Below are 10,987 nucleotides of genomic sequence, written 5' to 3' on the forward strand. Positions count from 1 at the left end.
CCCCTCTCCCCTGCTCCCCCGCTCCCCTGCTCCCCGACTCCCGACTCCCGACTCCCTTACTCCCCCTCTCCCGTGGGTAAGGAGAGCCGTTCTGCGTCTTGCCACAATTGATAGAGAAAATGCTCTAGACGATCACTTAAACGGGTAATAAAGATTCCCTCTTCACTCTCCGGGTCTGAAACGACCCAAGTTCCTTGTAAACAGACTTCTCTGTACTCATTGTCACAGCGCGCCAGAGTGATGGTATTGGAGGCATCGGCGTAGCCTGCTGTCGGAATGGCTAAATCCAACTCACTCCACTGGGGCAAATTCCCCGGCAACAGGAAGGATGCACTAGAGGGTTCAAGGATAATCGGAGTCCCAGAGCGCACAGCTAACAGCGTCCGTGCTGTCACCCAGTTTTCAAGGGAAACAGTCAAATGTTCTAAATAAAATCCGTTTTCCGTATAAGTCAGCTTTAACATGAATCCGTTTTCCGTTGAGAGGAAGTGCGGGGTAGGGGCGCAAGGATTGCGCCCTTGGAGACTAGAGGGCAGGGCTGCCTCATCTGGGCGGATGCCATTAACCCCCAGAGAGAGAACACACCCTAATCGCTGATGTAGTCTCCCCAGAATTGATTGGCAAAGAGGAGGGTAGGATTAGCGGGGGGTTTGGGTTGGGTGCGTAACTCCATGCCAGCTTGTTGGGGGGTGCGATCGCCTTTAAAACCATTACACCGCTCGCAAGCTATAACTACGTTGTCCCAACTGTGTTTTCCGCCCTTAGACCGGGGAATCACATGATCTAAGGTGAGTTTCTTGTGGCTCCCGCAGTATTGGCAGCGATGATGATCTCGCCGTAGGACTTCCCGACGAGTCACCGAGGGCGTTTTCCACACTCGTTCCGTACTGGCAACCGTTAGGCGAATATGGATCGGAATCCATAGCACCACACTACAAGAACGAATTTCCCAACCCTCTTGGCTGTAAAAGTCGAGAGGTTCAGCTTTTTGAGTCACTAAGAGTAAGATCGCCCGTCGGAGGTTAATCCGACTCAGGGGAAGGTAGTTTTTAGAAAAAACGACCACAGATTCCGTTAATAGTTCAGTCACACTCACGGCTACACTCCTTTTTTTAAGCCGTTATTAGACAATGAGTTGAGAAGCTACACCCAGCAACTAAAACCCCCGCTTCCTGTGGCAGGTGAAGCGGGGGATAAAGCCTGTTTAATCATTTCAGGTTATTGGGGTACAGGTTTAGACCTGTCCCGACCGCTTCTGGGTTTGGGTTTCCCATTAAAAATCCCACGGGGGATCAACGAGCCATGAATTGGGGCAAGCCGATCATCGAATCCGGCGATCGCATCAAGGGGTGTATCTGAGAGGGACTCTAACACCAGATCCCCAGCAGGCCATTCCCGGCTGACCTGTAATCCCTTGCGCCGACCCCAATCTATCGCCCAATCAATCCCTAACCCCCTTTGGGGGTCAGGGGTTGTAGTGAGGGAAATAGAGCAGTAATCAACACAATAGAGACGGTTCACAGGACTCCTCCTCGGAATCACAAGGGATAATCAAAATTTTGAACAATGGCGTTAATCCAATCACGGGACAGGATCACTGGATTTTAAAATCAGGTCGGAAAATTTCGCTTAACAGACTGGTCAAAACCCACCCTTTACATACTACACTTGTATTATGAAGATGTCCACTATTTGAGGAGAAAAATTTTCGTCATGCCTACTGTCACCAAACCTCGCAAAACGACCACTGAAATGGAAGTGACCAGTATTCGCTTAGAGAGGGAGTTAAAAGATAAGCTGAAAGCTATCTCAGGCAATATGGGTTATCAAACTTTAATCCGAGATATCCTGTGGAACTATGTTCAACAAAAATCCGGCACCCCTCGACCGACCTTCTCTAAACAAGATATTCGAGCTACCTTTGAGGCGATCGCACAAAAAGATGAGTATTGTGTTCTCAGTGGTGAATTGATTCGAGAAAATAGCCCCATGTTCCTTGGTTTGACCACCACTGGCGATCTCGTTCCCCTCAGTCCTCAAATGGTAGCCGCCTAGTTTTTACCGGGGTGGATGTTGTAGTACACAGGTTCACCCCTGAAACACCCAACCTTGACCTGTTCAGCAGGAATATCCTCTGGTCAAGGTTGGGGAATAGGCAAGGGGCAAAATGGGCTTGACGATAGGGTGATGGGAGAAGCTTGAGCCAGAGAAGTTATGTAAATCAAGCACCTGCCATATTTTTGACCCCCTAACCCGCTAGGATAGTTTCAATGAAACCCCACACTCTGCGCCCTCAGAGATCCCATGAGACTTTTACTGGTTGAAGACGATGACATCCTAGCTCAAACCCTTAGTCAAGCACTGATTGATCAAAACTATGTGGTGGATGTTGCCTATGATGGTGAGGAAGGATGGGATTATGCCCAATCCTTCACCTATGACCTCATTCTCTTAGATGTCAGTCTACCTAAACTCAATGGCATTGCCCTGTGTCAACGTCTACGTCAAGAAGACTGCCATACTCCCATCTTGATGTTAACGGCTCGGGACTCCAGTTCTGATAAAGTGACTGGACTGGATGCGGGAGCCGATGATTATGTGGTCAAACCTTGTACTATTTCTGAACTTTTTGCCCGGATTCGCGCTCTTCTCCGGCGACAAAGTGCCTCGGGTGCGCCTATTTTATCGTGGGAAGAGTTAACGTTAGACCCGAGTAGTTGTGATGTTAGCTACAAGGGACAACCTGTTGATCTCTCGCCGAAAGAATACGCTCTGTTAGAATTATTTCTGCGCAATCCCAAGCGTGTGTTTAATAAAAGCACGATTTTAGAGCATCTGTGGTCGTTTGAAGATCCTCCCAGTGATGACACCATCCGAGCGCATATTAAGGGGTTACGGCGTAAATTAAAGGCTGTAGAAGCAGATCAACTCATTGAAACGATCTATGGGGTGGGTTATCGTCTTAGAGCCTTGCCTGATAAAAAGCCGCTAGAGCCTCCGCCACCGAGTAAAGCCGAAAAAACCCGACAAGCAATTCAGGAAGCGTGGGAACAGTTTAAACCTGCCATTCTTAATCGCTTGACGGTGATTGAAGAGGCGATCGCAAGGTGGGAAAAAAACACCCTAAACCCAGACCAGCAAGAGGATGCTGCCCAACAAGCTCATAAGCTAGTCGGCTCCTTGGGAATGTATGGTTTTTCAGACGCCTCTCTACTATCCCGGCAACTCGAACACCAACTGCTCGACTTAACCACCACCTCCCCCCAAATCCTGACCCAACTGCTTCAAACCCTCCGCCAACAGATTGATCCCCCCTCAAACTTTCCCCTCGTGCTGATCATTGACCCTAATTCTGCTTGGGTCGAACAACTGACCAGCGCCGCCCCCCTGTGGTCTGTCCGGGTGGTCAGCGTGGCTCACCTCAAACAAGCCAAAACCTTCCTAAAACAAGAAACCCCCGACCTGATTCTGTTAGATCCTCAAGGGGAATGGGCGAGTTTAAACTATTTCACCACCCGTTACCCGAAAATCCCGGTCTTAGTCATGACAGTAGGCGATCGCTTTGCCGAACGTCTCACCGTTGCCCGTCTAGGAGGCCAAGGCTTTCTAGTCAAACCCTTAACCCCAGCCCAGGTCTTTCAATTCATCCAACACACCTTACAAGACCATCAACACCTCCCCAGCCATCTCCTCATAGTTGATGATGATCCCACCTTCCTCGAAGAAGTCAAAACCACCCTTATCCCAGAGGGTTTCACCATTCACACCTGTTCAGATCCCCGCCAGTCCTGGCAACTCCTCACCCAAATCAAACCCGATTTATTAATCTTGGATCTGGAAATGCCCCACATTAGCGGACTTGAACTCTGTCAAGTCATTCGTAACGATCCCACGTGGAAAGTTCTACCCATTATTCTCCTCAGTCCTGCTCTTCAGGATCAATCCTGCCCCCCAATTCCCAAACGAGGGGCTGACGACTACCTCTGTAAACCCATCAACCTCTCCCAACTCAAAACCTGTATCTGTAATCGTTTAGAACGCACTCGACAACTGCAAAATGCCACCTCAAGCCCTGCCCAAACCTAGACCAAACATTGTAGGAAGGTGATCGCCTGATGGGAACAAGACCAACTCGACGTTTCTACAACCTCAACCCGGTTTTTATCAACCATGTGTAAAATGCGGTAAATCATTAACCGATGCTCTGCCGGAAGAGAGGTTATCGTTGCCAATTCTCGCACTAAAGCCACTTCTGCCGTTGAAATCCAGCGATATTGGAGAATTTCTGAATAAATCACATAGAGGCGTTCAATCCGTTTAATATTATTCACTACTTGGTCAAAAGACAGTGAGGAGACTTGTGGCGAGTCATAGGGGTTTTGGTCTTGAGGCATTAGACAATCCTTATTCTGATCCAACTTGCCCAGATCCAATCCAGATGAGGATAGATAGGAAGACTCAATTAATTCTCTTCCTTCGGGATAGTTTACTCTGATTTCTTCATAGGATTGCGTCTTCATGACCGTCTTGCCTAGTAAACAATGAATGGGTAATTACTTAATCCCTCCTTCTGGAGGTCACTGGGAATTGAGTGGAGTTATGACTATCTATTATAGAGAGATGAAATCGTTACCACCAGTTCCCTTGAGCCTAGGAAAAGTGATCTGATGCAGCTAACGGGGACTTAAGTCAACCGATCACAGGCTGAAGTTAACTTCACCAATAAGCATTAGAGTAACACCCAAATATGAAAAACTCGGGGAGAAAAAGGGGCGTTTCCTTTTTCTCCCCGAAACGGCTAGGATGGCTCTGAGCAATGTTACCCAGGGAGCAGGGAATTGATAATTGATAATTGATAATTGACAATTGACATGAGAAACCGGGTTTTTGCTAGGGTGTATCGAGAAAACTAGACAATGAATGCAACCCGGTTTCTGGCTAAAGTTAGTCAAAGTTAGTCAATGACATTACACCCGACTCCCCTGCTCCCCGAGTTATTCAGCAAACCCTAATTATTCATTAACTCTGGGGGAGCAATGCTGGTGGTTTGCTCTTGGGGGATAACCTTTTGACTATGTTTAGAGGACTGGGACACAGATTCTGGAGTGGGTAAGGCCTCAGACTCCACAATGGCGCTCACACTTTCTTGATGAGAGGATAACCAAGCTAATCCTCCCACCGCACCCGCGACGAGGGCAGTATAACCTAAATACATATGCAGGGAGGTCACTTGTCCCGCACCTCCATTCAACCCCGGAGAATACCAAGAGGGAACGGCATTATTGGGCTGTATGGATTTGGGTAATGCCTCTGCTAAGGTCTTACCATCCAGTCCCAAGGTATTCCCTAAACGGCGAATAAAGCCCCGTAAGTAAATGTCCTCCGGCAATTGATCCAGTCTGCCTTCTTCAAGGGCTTTAATATAAAACACTTGAACTAATGTTTTACTGTGTAATTGACCAATAGACATTCCTTGGGCTTCTCGGGCTTCTTTAAGGGTTTTGCCGATTTGCTGACAAATTTCGTTGCGTTCTTGAATCGCGAGTTGGGCGCGTTGGGCTTTACTCATTCTCTTTTGGAGTTTCAGGAATTGGTTTTTCGGTTCAACAGGGGACTCGGTATCTGGTCGTAGTGTTGGGATAGGCGTAGACTGTTCCCGAGTTTCCCCGACAGGGTGAATGTCTGGGGTCTGTTCTGCCGCAGAGTCTTCAACTTCGGTGGCGGCCACATTTTTGGTATGAATGGACACGACTTTACTTTTGGGCAGATTGGGGGCCACATGATAACGCTGGGCAATTTGGCGCACGGCGATGCGAATGGCTTCCCGTCCGAGGGACTGGACTAAGGACTGAGCCTGACTTAATGCCTCTTCGGTGACGGTTTGTAGTCCGTTCATGGCCTGTTGATAAATCTCACTTTCCATCAGTTCGGCTTCAATTTGCGAAAAGAGGGATTGAACGACTCCGAGTGAGGTGACACTGTTATTAGTTGATGTTGCCGCGCCAGCCTGTGCAACTGCTAGTTGTAATTCCATAGTTCGTTCTGTCTCCGTACCCACATAAATAGCACAATCAAGATTTTGGTGATGTTGGTGTGACTCCGGCACCTACCCCCACGATCATCTGCCCACTTTTTCCCAGAGCAGAGAGGTAAATCCGGATGGTTTTGTGCAGGATGGGCGAAAAGGCCGACAAAAAAATAGGGGTGTCCGGTGAAGACACCCCCAAGGGGGAAAGTTTAGCGGTAGGGTCTAAGCCATTGGAGTGACATCAATGCGCACGATCAGATCATTAAAATCGCGATCGCCTCCTCCGGGGAGATCCTCAAATCCAATCACGTTACTGCCAAATAACAAGACATGATCCACCCGATCCGGATTGGCTCCAATGAAGGGGAAGTAAGCCACAATATTACTGGTTCCCTGGATGTTTTGAGGATTGACAGCCATCAGATCCTGAGTGGTTCCATTGACCACAATAAACGGTGCATAAAGCGCTCCAGCCGCAAAGACACTAGAGAACTGCGCCACATTTTGATTCCCCACATTAAAGGAAATATCGGGAACTCGGTTTTCAATGGCCGCTTGAGCGTATCCGGCCTCACCGGGCGCAATACCATTCACCCGACCACTGGGGTCATCAATGCGATAGAGGTTGAAATTGTTGGTAAAGGCCGCCTCACGATAGAGGGTAAAGGTAGCCCTCACGTTTCCTTGCAGACCTCGCAAATCAAGGATTTCCTGTTCCGGTTGGAGTTGGGTTTGTCGTCCGTCAAATTGAATCCCCAAGGGAATCCCCCCGGTTTGCTGTAGGGATAAGGACAACTCGCCAAAGTTCAGGGAATATTGACCTGCTGCCGTTTGAGAGACAGATAGTTGAGGACTGTTGAAGGCAACGACCCCATTGGGACCAATGAGGTCCACCCCAAAGACCTCGCCGGGTCGAAGATCGGTAAAGATGGAAACTTGTTGATCTGCGCCAAAACCACCGGGTCGGAAGATGCCCGGTAAAACCGAGAAGAGGGATTGTTGACCCGCGAGTTCCCCAGTGACTGAGAAGCGGGAAACTCGGATTTCGGAGATATTTCCGGCATTGGTTCCGGTGAGACGGAATTCTAAGTTATCCGGTTGTCCGGTGCCTAAACGGAATAAACGACTGGTGGGGTCATAGAACAGAACATCCCCGGCCGGAGGAGGCACAGGAGGCCCAGGAGGAGTGGGAGGCTGTCCGTCTGCGGTTACGTTACCGGAAATGGCAAAATCAAATAGTCCAGTAATGGTGGGATCATTGGCGGCAAATCGGACGGTGCCTTGGAAGGTGCCGAGATTGGCACTATTGACAGCTAGACCGAAACTGGTGGACTGATTTGGACCCACGACGGGGTTAAAGCCTTGGGTATTGAGGCTAAAGGCGGGGGTGTCTACGGTAGGGACGGCTAAGATTAGGTCATCTAAGCCGTTGTTGGTGATGGTAAAGGTGGTAAATTGCCCGGGTGCGCCGAGAGCGAGGGTGCCTAAACCGATGGGGGAGGTGGTGCCGTCGGCGATGACTTGTTCTCCTCGTCGAACTTCGATTCTGGGCGATCGCACAATCCCCTGAACTGTAAAATCAAAGGGTTGAACAATATTGGGATCATCCACCCCAAAACTCACCACACTGGACACTTGACTATTGAGATTATTCAAGTTCCCGCTATTGAGGGCAACGGTAAAGCTCGTCGTTTCATCGGGGGCGAGAACCGATTGAAACCCGGTTTGATTGAGGGTGAATAAATTGGGGTTAGCAATGGTCGGAGTTCCCAAGTTCATGGTTGTCCGACCGACGTTGGTAATTTGGAAGGTGGTGGCAACGGTCGCCTGATTAAAACTAACATCAGTAATGGCGAGAGTTGTTCCATCTAAAACGACTTGATTGGTGTCTAATCGTTCAACTCGAATCTCGGGAAATAGGGTTTCATTGAGGAAAAAACGCAGCCCAATTTCTTCTTGTTGAACCCCGACTAAAGCATCCGGTCTACCATCTCCCGTTAAATCACCAAAGGCAATGGTAGACCGTTGTCCTCTCGGTCCACCGGGTAACTCATTAAAGGATCTAAATGGGTTAATATCATCTCGCTGGACAAAGTTGGGAGACTGAATTGTTCCGGTGTTTTGATAATAAATAATTTTGCCGTCTCTTTGCCCAATAAAGACATCATAGGTCTGCGAATTACTATATTGCAGAAAGCTCGGATATAAAATCTCAAAAGGCTCTGTGCTATTAACTGGCCCCACACCATTTAAGGGATTTTCTGCTCCTGTTCTGGGAGCAAAGCTGATTTCATTAAGTGAAATTTGCCCGTCTAAGTTGGTGTCTTGGGTCGTGTTTTGATAATAAACAATATAGGGATCTGTTGGGTTAGCCCGGTTATTATATTGGCCAATAAATAAATCTACCCTACCATCCCCATTAATATCGACAAAGGTGGGGGCGGCGTAGGCTGTGGCGGCAGTGATCCCAAACAAATTTCCCTGTACCGTGGAACGATCCGCGTCGGCCCGATTGAGTTCTCCGGTGCCTCCTGCTGAATTGGGGATGGGCGCCCTAAATTGGGGATTGGTGGCTGAACCAATATTTTGGAAAAAGAAGATTTCTCCATCGCCAGCCCCAAGGAATAAATCAAAGTCTCCATCGCCATCAACATCGGCAAAGCTAGGGATGAGGGGAGTTCCAAATTGGGTATCTATCGGATCTTCTATGCGAATAAATCGGAAAGGGTCATTCGACTCCCCGGTGAGGTCTTCATATTGACCGTCTTCGTTGAGTTTGAAGAAGGCCACTCTGCCTGCATTCGTCCCGATTACGGCTTCTAACTGACCGTCTCCCGTTAGATCCACAAAGGTAGGGGCGGTGAGCGCTCGTGAGGTTGTATTAACTAATACCAGCCCATTATTAACGACTGGATCATTAACAGGAGTTTGGAGAGTAAAAACGTTTTCCGCCATGATGGTTGATGCTCTGTAAAACTAGGTTAGGGATAGGAGATAGCTAGAGGCTGGGTCTAGGGCAAAACGATGAATGCTCAAAGGTTTATCGTGAGTTAGGATGCACTGGGCATATTGTAGGGCGGTTTGCCCTGATTGGTCATCATTTTTTACGAGAACATGAAGGCGTAAATCCACGGACATGGGGGCATCATCTACCGCGCTACAGGCTGGGTGCTGCCCTAGCCAGTCAGTTGTTCTGAGCGGGTCTATCCCCTTAAGGCTTTTGATTCGAGCAGTCTCCTTCTGTTATAGCATGAGCTTTCTGCTGACCTGATATTCAGATCAAAGGGAACTCGGCGAGGGAGGGGGATGAGACAATCCGAGGATGTGAGTGTGAGGACTAAAAGTGAACGTTGAACAACAAAGGTGAACGTTCGTCCCGGATGTTGCTTTGCCGGGGGAAGTGGGCTAATTCCCCTGCCAGTATAGAGGATTGTCCCCTATACTAGCTTGATTTGCTCCGCGTTCGAGTTCGTCTTCTAAAAACGTTAAATTCGGCTCAGAATTGGGCTGGGATGGGTTAGAGAGGGGAGAATCAAGGGGGTGGAGTTGGTCGGGGGAAATGGTGGGAATGGGTTGTTGTTCGAGGGTGATCAGTTGACAAATTTCGTCGGTCATGAAGCCTAATACCATTGGACGTAAGGCGTTGGGGATAATTTGCACGTCGTACAGTTCACTGATTACGCCGTCGATTTGTAGCCAGTGGTCGATGATTCCGGTGTTGAGGTTAATCCAGAGGAGGCCACATTGGGCGATCGCATCTTTGGCGGTCAATCGGTCTTCAAGTTCCAATCCGCTAAAGGTTTGCTCGCCTCTGGGTTTGGATAGTCCCACAATAGCCCAATCCTGATAAAAGGTTAAACCGCGTAAATAGCCCGGACAGAAGGTTACAGGTTCAAATTGACCTAACACGGGGTCAAAGTAGCCGAAATCGCCTGTTCCTGAGTTCAGAAGCCATAATTTTCCTCGATACCAGCGCGGGGAATGGGGCATGGAGAGGTTAGTCAGGATCACCTCGTTGGTTTGCATATCCACCACACATCCCCCATCCTGTCGTCGTTGTCGCCACCCGGCGGCCACATCGGAACGACTGACGGCTGTGACGTAGCGGGGTTTGCCGTCTACGAGGGCGAGGCCGTTGAGGTGACAGCGATCTTCGGGAACCAGTTGGGTAATAAAGGGGGGTTGCCAGAGGGGGGTGAAACTATGGCGATCGCTGACGGTGGCGACACAACTAAAGAGGGTGTTGACGAAGATGGGGCGATCGCGTTCATCCACTACCAGATCATGAACATCTATATCTCCCGTTGTGTAGGCAATGCGAGGAATATATAGTTGATCATAGCCCTTATGAAACTGTCCCCCGGTTAACACATTATCCAACTGCCACAACTGGAAGCGGGTACTCATCCAGAGGCGATTCGGTTGGCTAAACAATCCCATCGGGCGCTGAAACAGACGCTCAAAAATGGACAAGGAGCCATCGGGTTTCATGCCAAGGAGGAAAAGGCGGTTGGTTTGATAGGTGGTAAAGGCTAAACTAATTTGCTGTTGCGCTAACCACGGGATAAACTGGCGAGAGCAGCTAAAGCTAAGAGGGGGGACGGTGTTTGCTTGGGTCATGGATTCAGTAATCAGTGATCTGATTAGTGATTAGTGATGATGCGTTGCCAATCTAACACAAACCCCGGCAGAACATTTTCCCCAGCTAATGGGCGAGAATTCGGCCAAATCTCCACCCCTTGACTAGGCCGATAGATTTCCACCTGTTCCTGTTGTGGGTTAATCAACCAGCCCAACTGAGTCCCATTGTCGATATATTCTTGCAACTTGTCTTTTGACACTCCACTGCCTAAAGGCGAGTGGATTCTTTCCTCATAGACTCTTGTCTAGCCAATCAGAAATTGACCCCGACAGAACGTCTCCGAAAGCATTTTGAATCACGGGCTGTCCGACCGCGAT

Annotated in this window: 10 protein-coding genes and 1 pseudogene; 2 read left to right on the forward strand and 9 right to left on the reverse strand. The window is 48.9% G+C overall.

The features are described 5' to 3' along the window. Positions 1-56 precede the first annotated feature (56 nt). The 3 genes from K4A83_RS20115 to K4A83_RS20125 form a co-directional block, all read right to left on the reverse strand. Positions 57-464, reverse strand: coding sequence for an alr0857 family protein (locus K4A83_RS20115; RefSeq protein WP_265266479.1), 408 nt, complete (start codon positions 462-464; stop codon positions 57-59). 122 nt (positions 465-586) lie between these two features. Next, positions 587-1,096, reverse strand: coding sequence for an HNH endonuclease (locus tag K4A83_RS20120; protein WP_265266480.1), 510 nt, complete (start codon positions 1,094-1,096; stop codon positions 587-589). 122 nt (positions 1,097-1,218) lie between these two features. Continuing rightward, positions 1,219-1,521: a hypothetical protein gene (locus K4A83_RS20125; RefSeq protein WP_265266481.1), complete on the reverse strand. Its 303-nt coding sequence runs from the start codon at positions 1,519-1,521 to the stop codon at positions 1,219-1,221. A 192-nt stretch (positions 1,522-1,713) separates the two neighbouring features. Here K4A83_RS20125 and K4A83_RS20130 point away from each other — a divergent pair, with 192 nt between their 5' ends. After that, positions 1,714-2,055, forward strand: a complete 342-nt coding sequence (locus K4A83_RS20130) for a ribbon-helix-helix domain-containing protein (RefSeq protein ID WP_265266482.1) — start codon at positions 1,714-1,716, stop codon at positions 2,053-2,055. Between the two features lie 249 nt (positions 2,056-2,304). Continuing rightward, the gene (locus K4A83_RS20135; RefSeq protein ID WP_265266483.1) at positions 2,305-4,086 is read left to right on the forward strand and encodes a response regulator; all 1,782 of its coding nucleotides are present in this window, start codon (positions 2,305-2,307) and stop codon (positions 4,084-4,086) included. On the opposite strand, the gene K4A83_RS20140 is transcribed toward K4A83_RS20135, so the two are convergent. The 6 genes and pseudogenes from K4A83_RS20140 to K4A83_RS20165 form a co-directional block, all read right to left on the reverse strand. Next, on the reverse strand, positions 4,083-4,520 hold the full coding sequence (locus K4A83_RS20140) for a hypothetical protein (RefSeq protein WP_265266484.1): 438 nt from the start codon (positions 4,518-4,520) through the stop codon (positions 4,083-4,085). The two genes, K4A83_RS20135 and K4A83_RS20140, sit on opposite strands and share 4 nt — an antisense overlap. 488 nt (positions 4,521-5,008) lie before the next feature. Continuing rightward, complete coding sequence (locus tag K4A83_RS20145; protein ID WP_265266486.1) at positions 5,009-6,034, reverse strand: helix-turn-helix domain-containing protein; 1,026 nt, start codon at positions 6,032-6,034, stop codon at positions 5,009-5,011. Between the two features lie 216 nt (positions 6,035-6,250). After that, positions 6,251-8,983 carry a DUF4114 domain-containing protein gene (locus tag K4A83_RS20150; RefSeq protein WP_265266488.1) on the reverse strand — a complete coding sequence of 911 codons (2,733 nt, stop codon included), beginning with the start codon at positions 8,981-8,983 and terminating at the stop codon, positions 6,251-6,253. A gap of 21 nt (positions 8,984-9,004) precedes the next feature. Next, positions 9,005-9,166 (reverse strand): hypothetical protein, encoded by a 162-nt coding sequence (locus tag K4A83_RS20155; protein ID WP_265266489.1) that lies wholly within the window; start codon positions 9,164-9,166, stop codon positions 9,005-9,007. Positions 9,167-9,433: 267 nt separating this feature from the next. Next, positions 9,434-10,648: a TIGR03032 family protein gene (locus K4A83_RS20160; RefSeq protein ID WP_265266490.1), complete on the reverse strand. Its 1,215-nt coding sequence runs from the start codon at positions 10,646-10,648 to the stop codon at positions 9,434-9,436. A 23-nt stretch (positions 10,649-10,671) separates the two neighbouring features. Then, positions 10,672-10,863 (reverse strand): annotated as a pseudogene (locus K4A83_RS20165) (Uma2 family endonuclease); the annotation flags it as partial. Positions 10,864-10,987 lie beyond the last annotated feature (124 nt).

Source organism: Spirulina subsalsa FACHB-351 (assembly GCF_026130165.1).
Taxonomy (GTDB): domain Bacteria; phylum Cyanobacteriota; class Cyanobacteriia; order Cyanobacteriales; family Spirulinaceae; genus Spirulina_A; species Spirulina_A subsalsa_A.